Source organism: Rhodoferax sp. (assembly GCF_039922535.1).
Lineage (GTDB): Bacteria > Pseudomonadota > Gammaproteobacteria > Burkholderiales > Burkholderiaceae_C > Rhodoferax_B.
Window position 1 is genome coordinate 1 of sequence record NZ_JBDTEM010000440.1, and the last position, 15,983, is coordinate 15,983.

14 protein-coding genes are annotated in these 15,983 nt (G+C 62.5%); 6 read left to right on the top strand and 8 right to left on the bottom strand.

The window, feature by feature from the left end; genetic code table 11:
• The 7 genes from ABI213_RS20890 to ABI213_RS20920 all read right to left on the bottom strand — a co-directional run.
• A partial coding sequence (locus ABI213_RS20890) for a sugar-binding domain-containing protein (protein WP_348028508.1) occupies positions 1–968 on the bottom strand: 968 nt, incomplete at its 3' end.
• 24 nt (positions 969–992) lie between these two features.
• On the bottom strand, positions 993–2,522 hold the full coding sequence (locus tag ABI213_RS20895) for a sugar ABC transporter ATP-binding protein (protein ID WP_348007267.1): 1,530 nt from the start codon (positions 2,520–2,522) through the stop codon (positions 993–995).
• Positions 2,523–2,556: 34 nt separating this feature from the next.
• The gene (locus ABI213_RS20900; RefSeq protein ID WP_348007268.1) at positions 2,557–3,489 is read right to left on the bottom strand and encodes a sugar ABC transporter substrate-binding protein; all 933 of its coding nucleotides are present in this window, start codon (positions 3,487–3,489) and stop codon (positions 2,557–2,559) included.
• A 130-nt stretch (positions 3,490–3,619) separates the two neighbouring features.
• Complete coding sequence (locus ABI213_RS20905) at positions 3,620–4,621, bottom strand: ABC transporter permease (RefSeq protein WP_348007269.1); 1,002 nt, start codon at positions 4,619–4,621, stop codon at positions 3,620–3,622.
• A 37-nt stretch (positions 4,622–4,658) separates the two neighbouring features.
• A complete protein-coding gene (locus ABI213_RS20910) occupies positions 4,659–6,116 on the bottom strand; it encodes an FGGY family carbohydrate kinase (protein ID WP_348028510.1) in 1,458 nt (485 codons plus the stop codon).
• Between the two features lie 3 nt (positions 6,117–6,119).
• Positions 6,120–7,082 (bottom strand): transketolase C-terminal domain-containing protein, encoded by a 963-nt coding sequence (locus tag ABI213_RS20915; RefSeq protein ID WP_348007271.1) that lies wholly within the window; start codon positions 7,080–7,082, stop codon positions 6,120–6,122.
• Positions 7,079–7,993 carry a transketolase gene (locus tag ABI213_RS20920; RefSeq protein ID WP_348007272.1) on the bottom strand — a complete coding sequence of 305 codons (915 nt, stop codon included), beginning with the start codon at positions 7,991–7,993 and terminating at the stop codon, positions 7,079–7,081. Before ABI213_RS20920 ends, ABI213_RS20915 begins: the two co-directional genes overlap by 4 nt.
• 189 nt (positions 7,994–8,182) lie before the next feature.
• On the opposite strand from ABI213_RS20920, the gene ABI213_RS20925 reads away from it, so the two are divergent.
• Positions 8,183–8,812 (top strand): LysE family transporter, encoded by a 630-nt coding sequence (locus ABI213_RS20925; protein WP_348007273.1) that lies wholly within the window; start codon positions 8,183–8,185, stop codon positions 8,810–8,812.
• A gap of 88 nt (positions 8,813–8,900) precedes the next feature.
• Here ABI213_RS20925 and ABI213_RS20930 read toward each other — a convergent pair whose 3' ends face one another.
• Positions 8,901–9,974, bottom strand: coding sequence for a LacI family DNA-binding transcriptional regulator (locus ABI213_RS20930; protein WP_348007274.1), 1,074 nt, complete (start codon positions 9,972–9,974; stop codon positions 8,901–8,903).
• A gap of 114 nt (positions 9,975–10,088) precedes the next feature.
• On the opposite strand from ABI213_RS20930, the gene ABI213_RS20935 reads away from it, so the two are divergent.
• The 5 genes from ABI213_RS20935 to ugpC all read left to right on the top strand — a co-directional run bounded on the left by ABI213_RS20935 (position 10,089) and on the right by ugpC (position 15,983).
• Positions 10,089–11,009, top strand: a complete 921-nt coding sequence (locus ABI213_RS20935) for a sugar ABC transporter permease (protein WP_348028512.1) — start codon at positions 10,089–10,091, stop codon at positions 11,007–11,009.
• A 12-nt stretch (positions 11,010–11,021) separates the two neighbouring features.
• A complete protein-coding gene (locus ABI213_RS20940; protein WP_348007276.1) occupies positions 11,022–11,909 on the top strand; it encodes a carbohydrate ABC transporter permease in 888 nt (295 codons plus the stop codon).
• Positions 11,910–12,089: 180 nt separating this feature from the next.
• Complete coding sequence (locus ABI213_RS20945) at positions 12,090–13,394, top strand: sugar ABC transporter substrate-binding protein (protein ID WP_348007277.1); 1,305 nt, start codon at positions 12,090–12,092, stop codon at positions 13,392–13,394.
• A 10-nt stretch (positions 13,395–13,404) separates the two neighbouring features.
• Positions 13,405–14,817, top strand: a complete 1,413-nt coding sequence (locus ABI213_RS20950; RefSeq protein WP_348007278.1) for an alpha-glucosidase/alpha-galactosidase — start codon at positions 13,405–13,407, stop codon at positions 14,815–14,817.
• A gap of 14 nt (positions 14,818–14,831) precedes the next feature.
• Positions 14,832–15,983: a sn-glycerol-3-phosphate ABC transporter ATP-binding protein UgpC gene (gene ugpC / locus ABI213_RS20955; RefSeq protein ID WP_348007279.1), complete on the top strand. Its 1,152-nt coding sequence runs from the start codon at positions 14,832–14,834 to the stop codon at positions 15,981–15,983.

A 15,983-nucleotide genomic window follows, 5' to 3' on the forward strand; every position in this document is an offset into this window, starting at 1 on the left:
AGCAGGTGCTGGGCCGTGTGTAAATCGGTAATCAAGGTAGTGAGCCAACCGCCACGCAAGGCCGCACGGATCGCGTCCAGCTTGCGGGCCCCGCCCGCCACACCAATACGGCGGCGGGTGCGGCGGATCTGCTCTACGCCAATACCCAGCACCCGCTCACCAAACGGTGTCGTCACATGCTTGCCCTGGGCATCGAAAAACTGCATGCAGACATCGCCCACCGCGCCGGCATCACGCAGATCGGCCAAATCCTGTTCGGTAAAGACATTACCGCTCTCGCGCAGCATGCGCGACGGCGGAATCGCCCCCACCCCCAGCAGCAAGGCAGATAAATCGTCAAACCGCTCCAGTGCCTGTCTGCACGTCGGATCGGTCAGCATGGCTTTTTTTGCCTCAGCGGTGCTGACAACGCCGGGCGCATTCATGAAGATGGCTTCGGCCTTGGACAGCTGCGCCAGCCGCTCGGTCAGCCGCGTGGCAAACACCTGCGCGCCTGCAAAGCCCACACCGCCCAGTACCTGGACGATGCTGCGCGTCTGGCCCGGCCCCGCAGGGCGCATGACGTTCACCGCCGCCAGCAGGCTGGAGCTCCAGGAAGACACACCAATGGTGGGAAAGGTGGGCACCATCAGCTCCAAATACTTGGCCGTGGGGCCAGCCAGGGCCAGATTGGTTCGCTCATCGTCTGCGACATCGGCCTCTTCGGCCTCGACAACGATGACCTCGTCCAGCCCGTAGTGCAGCTCCAAACGCTCTTCCAGGTCGGCGTGCACGCCTTCTGGCACATGGACCGTGATACGCACAATGCCCAGCTCCTCGGCTTGCTTGAGCAGGCGCGACACCCGCGTCTGCGAGAGGCCGAGTTGCTCGGCAATGCGCGGCTGCCCGATGCCGCGTTGGTAGTACATGCTGGCGATCCGTGTGATGAGACGCTGCAGTTCGTGTGAGCCATATTGATGTTTTGCCATGGCGGGGAATTATCCATACGCCCTTCAGGCCACCGCCAGCTCCATAACCCGTGCGGGGGTGGCTTCGGTGCGCGTCAACGTGCCCTGGCTTTCGCCCCGGGCCAGCACCACCACACGATGGGCCAGGCCCAGCACCTCGTCCAGATCAGAGCTCACCACCACCACAGCCATGCCGGCGCGCGCCAGTTCCGCAATTACCTCGTAAATGGCGGCCCGTGCCCCCACGTCAATGCCGCGGGTGGGCTCGTCCAGGATGATGACTTTCGGGTCGTGCGCCACCCACTTGGCAATCACCACCTTTTGTTGGTTGCCACCCGACATGCTGCCCGCAGGCTGGTCAGGCTGCCCCTTTACACCCAGCCGCTGGATCAGCTTCTGCGCAAATTCCCGGGTGCGGGAAGGCTTTAACCAACCGCTGGGGGCCACACGGTCGAGGTTGTTGTACGCCAGGTTATCGGCAATGCTGTGCGGCAGCACCAGCCCGAGCGCCTTGCGGTCGTCTGGCACCAGCACCAAATGCTCGCGGATGGCATCCATGGGGCCGCGCAGAATAACCGCCTTGCCACCGATCTCCACCGTGCCCTGGGCAATCGGGTCAATGCCCGCCACCGCCCGCATCAGCTCCGTGCGTCCCGCTCCCACAATGCCCGCAAAGCCCAGCACTTCGCCAGCCCGCACCTCAAATGAAATATTCTTGAACCGCCCATTGAAAGCGTGCAAATTTCGCACCGCCAGCGCCACGGGTGCCGCCGCGTCTGGTGCGGGAATGGCGGGAAACAGGCGGTCCACATTGCGCCCCACCATCTCGCGCACCAATTGCCCGGTTGGAACTTGCGCCGTCTCGTGCGTGGCCACCTGTATCCCGTCGCGCAGCACCAGGATGCGGTCGGCAATGCGGGCAATCTCGGCCAGCCGATGGCTTACATAGATAAACGAAACGCCCTCGGCTTTCAAGCGGTGGATCTGCTCAAACAAACGGTCGGTTTCTTTGTCGCCCAGCGCCGCCGTGGGTTCGTCCAGAATCAACAGCCGGGCATCCAAAGTCAGTGCCTTGGCAATTTCCACCTGCTGCTGGGCGGCCACGCTGAGCGTGCCCACCTTCTGCGTTGCCGACACATCCAGCCCTAGCCGCTCCAGCTGCACCTGGGCCCGCGCCACCATGCCCGCGGTGTCCAGGCGACCGCCCTTCATGGGCAAACGGCCGACAAATATATTCTCGGCAATCGTCAGCTCGGGCAGCAGCCGCATTTCCTGGTGGATCAGGCCAATGCCCACATGCAGCGCGTCGACCGGAGCCTGCGGCGCATAGGGCTGGCCTTGCCACAGCATGGACGCCCCCACGTCCGGTGCCACCACCCCCGCAATCACGGACGACAACGTGGACTTGCCTGCGCCGTTTTCCCCCAGCAACGCCACCAGTTCACCGGGACGCACCTCCAGATTCACACCCCGCAGCACCGTCGTGGAGCCATAGGTTTTGCCAATATTGCGCAAAACCAAACCTTGGGAGTTCGATGCCAGAGACCTGTCCATCGGCGAAGCAGCAGTTTTCATGGGCGTACGGGTGGTGGGGGGCTACTTGCCGCGATTAAGGGTGGGCCTTGAGGAATTGCTCCACATTGGCCTTGGTGGTTACCTGCGCCTCGGTGGGCTGGTCCTTGGTCACAGACTTGCCTGCAATCAGGGCGGTCGCCGCATCCACAGCCATACGGCCCATGGCAAAGGTCTGCTGCGTGGCCGTGGCATCCAGCGAACCACTTTGTACGGCCTTCAAGCCACCCACATCACCGTCATAGCCCAGCACCCATATTTTTTGCGGCAGCTTGGCCAGCTTGACGGCCTGCGAAGCGCCCAAGGCAATCCCATCGGCCTGGCCGAAGATGACATTGATCGACGGGTCGCGCTGGAGCATGTCCTGGGCGATCTTCACGCCTTCGTCGGCCGACCAGCGTTCTGTCCATTGCTCTTGTGTCACCTTCACGCCAGGGCATTTTTCCAAGCCCATCTTGAAACCCTTGGCCCGGTCCACTTCGGGGCTGGTGCCGCGCTGGCCATGGATGATCACGGCGTTGCCCTTGCCACCGGTTTTCTCGCAGACTAACTCGCCCAGATCTTTGGTCGCCACGATGGACTCGCCACGGATAAAGGTATCGCCGGGTGCGCCATCCGCCTGGCGGTCGACATTGATCACCGGGATACCTGCCGCACGGGCGGCCTTCACCGGCACGGAAGCCGCTGTGGCACCTGCGGGGATGTAGATGAGGGCGTCAATCTTCTGGGTGATCAAATCCTGGATCTGATTCACCTGGGTGGTCGCATCGCCCTTGGCATCGACCGTAATCACTTTGTAGCCTTTTTCCTTGCCATAGGCTTCAACCGACTGCTTGATCATGTTGAAGAACTCAGCCTGCAGATTGGCCACGGCCAGACCGATCTTTTTTTCTTGGGCGAAAGCAGTGCTCGATGCCACGAGAGACGCGGCCACACCGGCTGCGATGGCGATTTTTTTGAAGTTAAACATGTTTGCTCCTAAATGATTTATTTGTAATTGCGGTCGGTTCCAATACGGCGCCACCAGACCCTGCGGCGTCGGTTCAAGGGTTTTAAAAGTAGTTGATTGGCGTGGGCGTTAGATCCTCCTGTATGCAGCTCTAGCCGATACGGCGCTTGTTGGAATCCACGGCCACGGCCAAAATAATGACCCCGCCAATCACCACCTGCTGCACGAAAGGCGACACGCCCAGCAGGTTCAGCCCATTGCGCAGCACACCGATGGTCAGCACCCCCATCAGCGTGCCCCAGATACTGCCCACGCCGCCCGACAGGCTGGCACCGCCGATGACGACGGCCGCAATCGTGTCCAACTCGTAACCCATGCCGCCGCTGGGCTGCGACGAATCCAGGCGGGTGGACATCACCACCCCGGCCAGGCCCGACAGTACGCCGCATACGGTGTAGACCGCCAGGGTGACCTTGCGCACCGGAATCCCGGCCAGACGCGCCACCTCGGCACTGCCGCCAATGGCATACAGCGCGCGCCCCGCCGCGCGGTACTTCATGAAAACGCCCGCCACGATGGTCAGCACAATGAACAGCGCCACCGTGACCGACAGGAAGCCGAAGTTGCGGTTGATCGACATGGCCGAAAACCACTCGGGGTAGCCCACGATCTGCGAGCCGTCCGTGACCATATTCGCCAGCCCCCGGCAAATCGACATGGTGGCCAAGGTGGCAATAAAGGCCGGCAAGCGTGCATGGGTGATTAACAAACCCGACCCCAGGCCGCACAGTGCACCAATGCCCAGCGCTGCCACCATGGCCAGCGGCATCGGCACCCCCATGGTGTTGGACAACCAGCCCATCCCCATCATCGACAAGGCCAGCACCGAGCCGACCGACAAGTCAATACCACCAATAACGATCACCGCCGTCATACCCAGCGCCATGATGCCCAGCACCGTCAATTGGTCCAGCACATTCAGCAGGTTGCGGAACGAAAAAAAGGTGTCAGTCGCCAGCGACAACGCCACACACAGCACCAGCAGACTCAGCTCGGGCCCGTGGTCCACCAGCGCTTTGACCCAGTGCCGGGAGGAGCGCGTTGCCTCTGCGCGAGGCTGTGCAGTGGGCACAGAAGAAGAAGTAGGGGTCACCAAAATGCCTCCAAGAAATACGAAAAAAATAAACCGTTCAATGCAGCCGCGCGCGCGCCACCGCCAAAGCCCAGCGCTGGCGGCTCAATGCCACCGATTCCAAAGAGGGAGCGGCCAGCACATCGCTTTGCTGGCGCGGCAGCGCCTGGAGTGCGGCCATGTCCCACACACCCGCCTGCAAACCCGCCAAATGGGCGACGCCCAGGGCCGACAGCTCCGGGTCGGCGCACTGCACCACCGGGCGGGCGGTGTAGGCCGACAACATGTCCAGCAAGCGCGGGTTGCGCGACGGGCCGCCGTCCAAATACAGCTTGTGGATACCGGTAACGCTCAGGTCCATGGCCGCCACCACATCGGCCACCTGGTGCGCAATGGACTCCAGCCCGGCCGCCAGCAGCGCCGACTTGCCCGCGCTCAGCGTCAGCCCGCTGACCACACCCGTGGCCTGTGTGTCCCACCAGGGCGCGCCCAGGCCATTGAAGCCGGGCACCAGACACACGCCATGGCTGTCGCTGCGGGAAGCGATGTCCAGCGCTTCGTCCAGCGGTATCTCGAACAGGTCGGCCAACCAGCGCAGCGTGGCGCCAGCGGCGCGGATATTGCCCTCCAGCGCCTGTACCGGGCCTTGGCCCGCGTCCCAGGCAATGGTCAGGCACAGGCCGGGATGGTGCGCCACCCCGCTGTGCGTCAAGGCCATCACCGAAGAACCCGTGCCCAAGGTCGCCTTGACCTGGCCCGGTGCAAAACCGCCATGGGCAAACAGCGCCGCATGCGAATCGGCCATCACCGACAGCACCGGTACGCCGCGCAAAGCCGGGTGCAATGCATCGGCTTGCGCAAAATGCCCGCGTGACGGCAGCACCCGTGGCAGCAAGGGCCGGGGTATGCCAAACAGTTCCAGCAAGCCCGTGTCCCAGTCGCCGGTGTGCACATTCAGCAGTTGGGTGCGCGACGCGTTCCCTACCTCGGTCACACCCTCGGCACCCAGGCGGTTCAGCAAATAGGCATCCACCGTGCCCGCGCACCACTGGCCCGACCGGGCCATCTCGCGCTGCGGGTCAAATTCATCCAGCAGCCAGCCCAACTTCAGGGCAGAAAACATCGGGTCCAGCGGCAAGCCCGAGCGCGTGCGCACCATCGCTTCCACCGCATCGGTACGCACGCGGTCGCGCAAAACGACCGTGCGCTGGTCTTGCCAGCTCAGCAAGGGGGTCACCGCCCGGCCATCGCTGCGTCGCCAGACCACGGCCGACTCGCGCTGCGTGCTGATGCCCACACCAGCTACCACCACGCCGGGCTGCTGCGCCAGGCACGCATCCACCGCCTGCTGCACGCTGCGCCAGATCTCTTCTGCATCCTGCTCAACCCAGCCGGGCCGCGGCAAATACTCCGACAGCGGTGCGGTCGCTTTGGCCACCATGCGACCCGACGCATCCACCAAAATGCATTTGGTGGCGCTGGTACCCTGGTCGATGGCAAGAAGGTGTGCGGCCATCGATCAGCCTTTGCGTGCGGCCACCAGGGCACGCGCTTGCTGTGCAATGCCCTCGGCGGTGAGGCCGAAATGCTGCAACAAAAACGTGGTGCTGCCCGTGGGCGCAAAGCCCGGCACACCCATGATGCGCATCGGCACCGGGTGCTGTTGCACCACCAGTTCGGCCACGGCCCCGCCCAGGCCCCCGTGCACGATGCCCTCCTCCACCGTCACGATGGCACCGGTTTCACGGGCCGCGCGCAGCACGGCATCGGCATCCAGCGGCTTGACCGAAGACGCATTGATCACCCGCGCCGCAATGCCTTCGCGGCCCAGCAGCTCGGCGGCCTCCAGGGCCCGCGACACCATGGTGCCGATGGCGATCAGCGCCACATCCGCGCCGTCGCGCAAGGTGACCGACTTGCCCAGGCTGAACACATGCCCGTCTGGCAGCACCGCAGGCACTTTGTAGCGGCCAATGCGCAGAAAAGCCGGGCCACCCGAGGCGACAAACCAGCGCATCGCTGCACGCGTCTCCGCCGGGTCGGCAGGCACCACCACCGGCAGGTCGCCAATCGCCCGCATCCAGGCCAGGTCTTCGATCGAATGGTGGGTGGGGCCCAGCTCGCCGTAGGCCATGCCGGGGCTCATGCCGCACAGGGCGACCTGGAAGTTGGAATACGCCACGTCGGCCTTGATCTGCTCCAGTGCCCGGCCCGTCAAAAAGGGCGATGCGGCACACACGAAAGGCAAGAACCCGCCGTTGGCCAGGCCCGCAGCGACGCCCACCATGTTTTGCTCGGCAATGCCCACATTCACCAGACGGTCGGGAAATTCTTTCTTGAAAGCCCCCAAGTTGCTGGAGCCCACCGAGTCGTTGCACACGGCAACGATGCGCGGATCCTGGCGGGCCATGGCCGTCAACTCGTCGGCAAACGCCTGGCGGCAATCGAACGTACCGGCGACGCTGTTGTCTTCTTTGCTCATGCGGCCAACTCCTGCAACGCGGCTTCATACTGGGCGGTGCTGGGCACCTTGTGGTGCCATTCGACGCCGTTTTCCATGAAAGAAACGCCTTTGCCCTTGGTGGTGTTGGCAATCACGAAGCGCGGGCGCTGCGGGTGCGGCGTGGTCAACGCGGCCAGCAGCTCGGCATGGTTGTGGCCGTCCACTGTTACCACGTCCCAGCCAAAGGCCGCCCACTTGTCGGCCAGCGGCTCCAGTTCATTGGTGTCGGCGGTGCTGGCACCTTGCTGCAGGCGGTTGCGGTCTACCACGGCGGTCAGCGAACCCAGGCCCCGGTGGGCGGCGCACATGGCGGCTTCCCAGTTGCTACCCTCTTGCAGCTCGCCATCGCCCAGCACCACAAAGGTACGCCAATCTTTTTTGGCAATTTGCGCCGCCGTAGCGCAGCCCACCGCCACTGGCAAACCATGGCCTAGCGGGCCGGTATTGGTTTCCACACCGGGAATCTTTTGCCGGTTCGGGTGGCCATTCAGGGGCGACAGGTCGGCCACGAAGTGTTGCAGCCGATCCGGCGCAAAAAACCCGCAGGCCGCCAGCGTGGAATACAAAGCCGCCGCGCAGTGCCCCTTGCTCAGGATGAAGCGGTCACGGTCGGCCCATAGGGGCTGGGCCGGGTCGATGCGCAGCACGCCCTCGAACAGTGTTGCCAGGATGTCGGTCACCGAAAAATCACCGCCGATGTGGCCCAGACCCGCCGCATGGATCATGTGCAGCACCTGGTGCCGGGTGCCGCGGCTGGCCTCGGCCAACAAAGCGGCTTGCTCCGATACCGGGGCTTGTGCCCAATGTGCACGGCGCTGTTGCCAGGCTGCGACCTGCTGGCGGTCCACGCTAAGCGCTTGTGCCGGGTCGGTTGTCAGATTTTCTTGCATATTTATTCATGTGTGAATTTATAGTTTTAATTATAGAAATAGTGCAAAGAATGCGTATCAGGGTTTTCACGGGGACGTGTTGCCAGGCCACGGCTTGGGCAGCCGTGTTCTTTTTTATCGCTACATAATTTGTAGCTACTTGCGCAGGTAGCTATTGCGCCAGAGGCCTATTTGGCTTAAATTTTCAGTATGGAAACCTTCACCACCCTCGCCAGCATCCTCGCCGTCTTGTTCATCGGCGTCATCAGCCCCGGCCCCAGTTTTGTGCTGGTAGCGCGCACCGCCATTGGCAGCTCGCGGCAGGCCGGGGTGGCTTCTGCGCTGGGCATGGCGGCTGGCGCTTGTTTACTCAGCGTGGTGGCTTTGTTGGGATTGCACGCCTTGTTGCAGCAAGTGCCATGGGCCTACTGGGGGCTGAAGCTGGTGGGCGGTGTGTACCTGCTCTACCTGGGCTTCAAAATTTGGCAAGGTGCCAAAACACCGCTGGTGTTGGCGGATACGAGCCCACTCACCAAGGCCGGTGGGCTGCGGCATTTCTTGGTGGGCGCGGGCACCATGGTGAGCAACCCCAAGGCCGCGGTGGTGTATGGCGTGATCTTCGCAGCGCTGTTGCCACACACGCCATCGCTGGCCTTGAGCCTGGCCCTGCCGCCCAGCGTATTTGTGCTGGAAGGCAGCTGGTATGTGCTGGTGGCACTGGCGTTGTCCTCTGCCCGGCCCCGGCAAACCTATTTACGGGCCAAGACGGCGATTGACCGGACCACGGGCGCGGTACTGGGCCTGCTGGGTACCAAACTGCTTTTGTCCTCATCGCAGTAACCGGGCAGGTGAATACGAGCTGCCCGCCATTGCATGCTATTCAATAAATAGCTGTCTGCGCAGATTGCACCTGCGCCAGAGGCAATTTTTATGCCTTATTTTCAGACTTGACCAGCTGCGCACCGCAAGACTCGCGCACCACCAGCGTCACCTGCCGCTCTGGGTAGACCACCTCCGGCCCGGGCTCGCGGCGCAGCAGGGCCAGTAGCATGGCCATGGCATCGCGGCACAGGCCGATGGTGTCGGTGCGCACGGTGGTCAGCGGCGGGGTGGCGAATTCGGCCATGGGGATGTCGTCGTAGCCCACCAGGGCCACGTCTTCGGGCACTCTGAGACCAGCCTCTTTGAGTGCCTTGATGGCACCGAAGGCGATGGTGTCATTACCCGCAAACAGCGCGGTAAACGGCACTTTGCGGGCCAATAACTCCTGCGTGGCGCGGTAGCCACTGGCGGCGCTGATGTCGGCGTAGGCGCACCAGGCGGGGTCGATGGACAGGCCGTTGTCGGCCATGGCTTCGCGCCAGCCGCGCTCGCGCTCGTTGACGGCCAGGTACTCGGGTTGCGCGAAGTTGACAAAGGCGATCTGGGTGTGGCCCAGGCCGACCAGATGGTTGACCAGCATCTTGGCCGCCACCGAGGTGTCGTTGCCGGTGATGTGGTAGTGCCCCATGTCCGGCAGTCCGCAACCGAACACTACCAGCGGAATGCCGGCTTCGGAAATACTGGCCAGATACTGGATGCCCGCCTCGCTGGGGTTGACCACGATTAAGCCATCGATGCGGCGGCTGCGCACCAGGTCCACAAAAGCCCCCGGCTCGCGGCCCTCGTCGTCGCTGGACTCGATCAGCATCTTCAGGCCATGCCGATGGCACTCTTCGTTAATGCAGGCCACCAGCTGCGCCAAAAACACATCCACGTACAGGTGCGCGGCTTTCGGGATGACCAAGGCCACGGTGCCGGTGGCCCCGCCCGCCAGCGTACGCGCGGCGGCATTGGGCTCGTAGCCGATGTCGCGCGCGGCGGCCAGCACCTTCTCGCGGGTGGCTTCGCTGATGCCCTGGTCGCGCACATTGTTCAGCACAAAAGACACGGTGGTACGCGACACACCGGCACGGCGCGCGACTGCGCTGCTGGTGGGAGGGGATTTCAGGGAAGAAGTCATTTGGACAGCATCGTAGCCGATACAGGAAATACAGGTTTCCCCTAATACTAACCCGTGTTACCTAAATTATGATCCAGCCACTAACTCGCGTTAGATAACAAAACAGGAGACCCGATGGCAGCCCCCGTTCCGTATTCACCGCAGGCCCCGCACGCACTGTCCCTCACCCGGCGGGCGGAAACCTTGACCGCCTGGGCCCTGGTGCTGCCCGCTTTCATCGGCTTCATGGTGTTCTACGCCTGGCCCACGCTGCGCGCCATCGAGATCAGCCTGACCGACTGGAACATGCTGCGCGCCCCCAAGTTCGTCGGCCTGGCCAACTACGCCGCCATGCTGGAAGACGGCAAGTTCTGGCAGGGCATGAAGCTGTCGGCCTACTACGTGCTGTTGAACATTCCGCTGCAGGTGGTGCTGGGTTTGTTTCTGGCGGTATCGATGGACCGGCTGACCAAGTCGCTGTTCGTCAAGTCGCTGGTGCTGTTGCCCTACCTGCTGTCTAACGTTCTGGTGGCCATGATGTGGCTGTGGATGCTGGACCCCTTGCTGGGCATTGTGAACGCGCTGATCACGGGCTTGGGGTTCGAGACGCAGCCCTTTTTTGGTGGCGCAGACGAAGCGCTGCTGACCGTGGCAGCGGTGAACATCTGGCGGCACATGGGCTTGGTGTCCATGCTGTTTTTGGCTGGCCTGCAAAACATTCCGCGCCATCTGTATGAAGCTGCCGCGCTGGAGGGCGCAAGCGAATGGCAAATGTTCTGCCGCGTCACGCTGCCGCTGCTGCGCCCGGTAATGGTGTTTGTACTGGTGACCAGTGTGACGGGTTCGTTCCAGATCTTCGACACCATCGCCGTGACCACCAACGGCGGCCCGCTGGACTCCACCCGCGTCATCGTCCACTACATCGTGCAAAACGCCTTCAGCTTTTACAAGATGGGCTACGCCTCGGCCATGTCGATGACGCTGTGTGCGGTGATGGTTCTCTACACCGTGTTCCAGATGCGGGTCATGAACGCCTCGCAAAACGATTTGGCTTGAAGGAAACCCACCATGACCCACCACCGTTTATTTTCCCCCGGGCGCATCGCCGCCTGGGCCGCTTTGCTCATCATGCTGGCCATCACTCTCGCCCCGCTGTGGATGGTGGTGAAGACGGCGTTGATGCAGCCCTCTAACGTGTATGCCGAATCCACCCAGCTACTGCCCAGCGACCCGACGCTGGGCAACTTCAAGCGCGTGCTCGGCTTCATGACGCAGGAGGAGAGCCAGGCCATGGGCGGCTCGGGGGCCGAGATCAACTTTCTGCGCGCCCTGGGCAATTCGCTGGTCTTCACCGCCACCATCGTCGTGTTGCAAGTCAGCTGCGCCTCCATGGCGGCCTATGCGTTTGCCCGGCTGCGCTTTCCGGGCCGCAACACGCTGTTTGGCCTGTTTGTGGGTTCGATGATGGTACCCAGCGTGGTGACCTTTATTCCCAACTTCATCCTGATCAAGGACCTGGGCCTGCTGAACACCATGACCGGCATGGTGGCGCCGTTTTGCCTGATGCAGGGGTTTTCGGTGTTCTTTTTGCGCCAGTTCTTTTTGTCCATTCCCCGCGATCTGGAAGAAGCCGCGCTGCTGGACGGGGCCTCGTTTCTGTACATCTTTGCCCGGGTAGTGATGCCCTTGAGCATCACGCCGCTGGCCACCATTGCCATGCTCACCGGCATCAATATGTGGAACGAATTTTTCTGGCCTTTCCTGGTGGCCAAAGACGAGCTGCAGCAGGTACTGCCGGTGGCCTTGCAGTCTTTCAAGTCCCAGACACCGCAGGGCCAGCCCGACTGGACCGGCCTGATGGCCGCCACGGCCATCACGGTGCTGCCCACCATTTTGCTGCTCGTCGCATTCGGCCGACGCGTCGTGGAATCCGTCCAATTCAGTGGCGGCAAATAGTGGCACACCCCCAGACTGCAGTGCTTCGCATCTTTCGCCAACCCCCTTGCAGGGGGCGATACCAGTGGCCTGGCAAAGCCAGTTCCACGGTATCCCACGGGACGGTGCGTTCTGACTGAACGTAGCGGCTCGTTATTTCGGTAGTTCGTAGTTTTTTCAACCACCATAACGGAGACAAGTATGAAATCTAAATTAACCACCCTGGCCGCAGCGGCCCTGGCCTGTGTCGGCAGCGCGCACGCCGTCGAAGTCAAATACCTGCTGTGGGACTCGATGCAGCTGCCGGCCTACAAGCAATGCGCGGCCGACTTCGAGAAGAAGAACCCAGGCACCACCATCAAGATCAGCCAGTCCGGCTGGGACGACTACTGGAACACCATCTCCACCGGCTTTGTGTCGGGCACCGCCCCCGATGTATTTACCAACCACCTGGCCAAATACCCTGAATTTGCCAAGAACGACCAGCTCGTCGATCTGGCCCCGCTGATCCAGCGCGACAAGGTAGACACCGCTGCCTATGCCCCCGGCCTGTTCGACATCTGGGGCCGCGACGGCAAACAATACGGCTTGCCCAAAGACTGGGACACCATCGGCTTTGTGGTCAACATGGAGATGGCCAAGAAAGCCGGTGTCACGCTGGCCGACCTGCAAGGCATGACCTGGAACCCCAAGGACGGCGGCAGCTTCGAGCAGATCGTGCGCAAGCTGAGTGTGGACACGGCAGGCAACAACGCCACCAGCCCCAACTTCGACAAAAAGAAGGTCAGCGTCTACGGCTACCAGACCCCGCGCGGTGCCGCCGGCATGATGGGCCAGACCGAATGGAGCCACTTTGCCGAATCCAACGGCTTCAAGTTCCAGGACAAACCCTGGGACCCAAAGTTCTACTACGACGACCCCAAGCTGGTCGAGACCATCGCCTACATCGCCAGCCTGCCGGGCAAGGGCTTGTCGGCCAGTTTTGAAAATACCAAGTCGCTGGGCACTGACGCGATGTTTGTCGCCAAGAAAGTCGCCATCGTGCCGCAGGGCTCGTGGATGATTAACTACTTCAAGAGCAACGCCAAGTTTGAAAATGCCTGGGTCCCGCTGCCCACCGGTCCCACCGGCACCCGCGCCACCATGTTCAATGGCCTGGCCGATTCCATCTGGGCCGGCTCCAAGGTCAAGGCCGATGCATGGAAGTGGGTCAAATACCTGGGCTCGGTCGACTGCCAAAGCGTGATCGCCGACAGCGGCGTGGTGTTCCCCGCCATCAAGGGCCAGGCCGAACGCGCCATGGAAGTGCAAAAAGCCAAGGGCGTGGACTCCAGCGCCTTCCTCACCATGGCCAAGTCCAAGACCTTTTTGATGCCGATTGCCGATGGTGGCTCGGAGATCGATGAAATCATGAAGTCCGCACTGGAAGGCGTACTGGTGGGCAAGACCGATGCCGCCACCGCCCTCAAGGCCGCCAATATCAAAGTCAACCAACTGAAAAAGTAAGAGGCCCACCATGCAACGCCGCGTCAAAATCACCCTTATAGGGGCTGGCAGTATTGTTTTCACCCGCAACCTGCTGGGTGATATTTTTTCCTATCCCGAGCTGGCCGATTGCGAAGTGGCCTTGCACGACACCAACGAGCACCGCCTGCGACTGGCCGAAATGGTGGCGCAGCGGCGGGCGGCGGCCCTGGGCGTGCAGCCCTTGATAACGGCCAGCACCGACCGCCGCCGCGCATTGGACGGCGCGCAGTTTGTCATCAGCACCATCCAGGTCGGTGGCTACAAACCCGCCACCGTGACCGACTTCGAGATCCCCAAGAAGTTTGGCCTGGAGCAGACCATCGGCGACACGCTGGGCATCGGCGGCATCATGCGCGGCCTGCGCACGATTCCCGTGCAATTGGCCATGCTCAAAGACATGGAGGACGTGTGCGCCCCCGGCGCCATCCACCTGAACTACGTCAACCCCATGGCGATGATCACCTGGGCGCTGAACCAGGCCAGTACGCGCATCCCCACCGTGGGCCTGTGCCACAGCGTGCAGCACACCGCACACGAACTGGCGCACGATCTGGGCATTCCGGCCGAAGAGATCGACTACACCTGCGCGGGCATCAACCACATGTCGTTCTACACAAAGTTTGAGCACAAGGGGGTCGATCTGTACCCGCGCCTGCGCCAGATTTATGCCGACGGCCAAGCTCCCGACTGGAACCTGGTGCGCTACGAGATGCTGCACCAGCTCGGCCACTTCCCCACCGAATCCAGCGAGCACTTTGCCGAATACGTGCCGTGGTTCATCAAGAAGGGCCGCGAAGACCTGCTCGCCAAATACAACATTCCGCTGGACGAATACCCGGGCCGTTGCCAGATTTTCGAACACGCCTGGCCCTACATCGAGCGCGAGCTGCAAGCCCCCGGCACGCAAGATGTGCAGGCGCTAAAAGCCGAACTCGAAGCCGCCAATATCCATGTAATGCCCCGCAACATCACCGAAGCCGCCAGCCTGCTGGAAGGCCTGAACGCCGTCCACCGCTCGGTCGAATACGGCGGCCAAATCATCCACTCGATGGTCAGCGGCACGCCGCGCGTGGTCTATGGCAATGTGTTGAATCACAGCCTGATCGACAACCTGCCCCAGGGCTGCGCCGTCGAAGTGCCCTGCCTGGTGGATGCCAACGGTGTGCAGCCCACCCGCGTGGGCAAGCTCCCCATCCAGCTGGCCGCGCTGATGCGTACCAACGTCAACGTGCAAGAGATGGTGGTGGCCGCCATTACCGAGCAAAAGCGCGAACACGTCTACCACGCCGCCATGCTCGACCCGCACACTGCCGCGGTGCTCGACCTGTCGCAAATCCGCGCCATGGTCGACGAGCTGCTGGTCGCCCACCGCAGCTTCTTGCCCGATTACCTGCACGCCTGAAAGAGAGCACCACCATGGCCAGCATCGAACTCCAAGCCGTCAACAAAAACTACGGCAACGACGTAGCCGTCATTCGCAACGTCGATCTGCACGTCAAGCAAGGCGAATTCTGCGTCTTCGTCGGGCCGTCCGGCTGCGGCAAGTCCACGCTGCTGCGCATGGTGGCCGGGCTGGAAGACATCACCAGCGGCAACCTGCTGATCGACGGCCAGCGCATGAACGACACCCAGCCCGCCAAACGCGGCGTGGCCATGGTGTTCCAAAGCTACGCGCTGTTTCCCCACATCAGCGTCTACGACAACCTGGCCTTCGGCATGACCCTGGCCAAGATGGACAAAGAGTTGATCCGCAAAAAGGTCACCGCCGCCGCCCAGGTGCTGCAGCTAGAGCATTTGCTGGACCGCAAGCCCAAGGCCTTGTCCGGTGGTCAGCGCCAGCGGGTGGCGATTGGCCGCGCCATCGTGCGCGAGCCGGGGGTGTTTTTGTTCGATGAACCTTTGTCCAACCTGGATGCCTCGCTGCGGGTGCAAACCCGCTTTGAGATCGCCAAGATCCACCGCGACTTTGGCAAAGCCAGCACCATCTACGTCACCCACGACCAGGTAGAGGCCATGACCCTGGCCGACCGCATCCTGCTGCTGAACGCCGGGCCTGCGGTGCTGACCGAGGGCAGCGTGGCCCAGTGCGGCAGCCCGCTGGAGCTGTACCACCGGCCCCGCAACCTGTTTGTGGCGGGCTTCATTGGTTCGCCGAAGATGAACTTCCTGTCCGGTGAACTGGTCAGCGGCACCTCCGAGCACGCCCAGGTGAAGCTGAAAACCGGCGAAGTGGTCGAGGCCATGGTCGATGCCAGCGCGCTGAAACCCGGCCAGCCGGTCACCGTTGGCATCCGCCCTGAACACGCCCAGTTGGGCACCGCTACCCAAAGCGTGGTGCGCGAGGTGCAATGGCAAGAGCGCCTGGGCGAATCCACCTACCTGTTCCTGAACAGCGGTGTGGCCAACGAGCCCCTGGTCGTCAAAGCGCCGGGGCAAGCCCGCGCCGAAACCGGCCAGCGGGTCGCCATTTCGCTACCCACTGCGTCCCTGCACGTATTCGACGAAAAAGGCCACGCGCTGGAACGCCGTATCCCCATCGCCGACCTACTCATTCCCCACGCCGCCTGA

Coding starts and splice junctions, on each gene's coding strand:
- ABI213_RS20895 (WP_348007267.1), bottom strand. CDS start 2,522: ATGAAAACTGCTGCTTCGCCGATGGACAGGTCTCTGGCATCGAACTCC.
- ABI213_RS20900 (WP_348007268.1), bottom strand. CDS start 3,489: ATGTTTAACTTCAAAAAAATCGCCATCGCAGCCGGTGTGGCCGCGTCT.
- ABI213_RS20910 (WP_348028510.1), bottom strand. CDS start 6,116: ATGGCCGCACACCTTCTTGCCATCGACCAGGGTACCAGCGCCACCAAA.
- ABI213_RS20915 (WP_348007271.1), bottom strand. CDS start 7,082: ATGAGCAAAGAAGACAACAGCGTCGCCGGTACGTTCGATTGCCGCCAG.
- ABI213_RS20920 (WP_348007272.1), bottom strand. CDS start 7,993: ATGCAAGAAAATCTGACAACCGACCCGGCACAAGCGCTTAGCGTGGAC.
- ABI213_RS20925 (WP_348007273.1), top strand. CDS start 8,183: ATGGAAACCTTCACCACCCTCGCCAGCATCCTCGCCGTCTTGTTCATC.
- ABI213_RS20930 (WP_348007274.1), bottom strand. CDS start 9,974: ATGACTTCTTCCCTGAAATCCCCTCCCACCAGCAGCGCAGTCGCGCGC.
- ABI213_RS20935 (WP_348028512.1), top strand. CDS start 10,089: ATGGCAGCCCCCGTTCCGTATTCACCGCAGGCCCCGCACGCACTGTCC.
- ABI213_RS20940 (WP_348007276.1), top strand. CDS start 11,022: ATGACCCACCACCGTTTATTTTCCCCCGGGCGCATCGCCGCCTGGGCC.
- ABI213_RS20945 (WP_348007277.1), top strand. CDS start 12,090: ATGAAATCTAAATTAACCACCCTGGCCGCAGCGGCCCTGGCCTGTGTC.
- ABI213_RS20950 (WP_348007278.1), top strand. CDS start 13,405: ATGCAACGCCGCGTCAAAATCACCCTTATAGGGGCTGGCAGTATTGTT.
- ugpC (WP_348007279.1), top strand. CDS start 14,832: ATGGCCAGCATCGAACTCCAAGCCGTCAACAAAAACTACGGCAACGAC.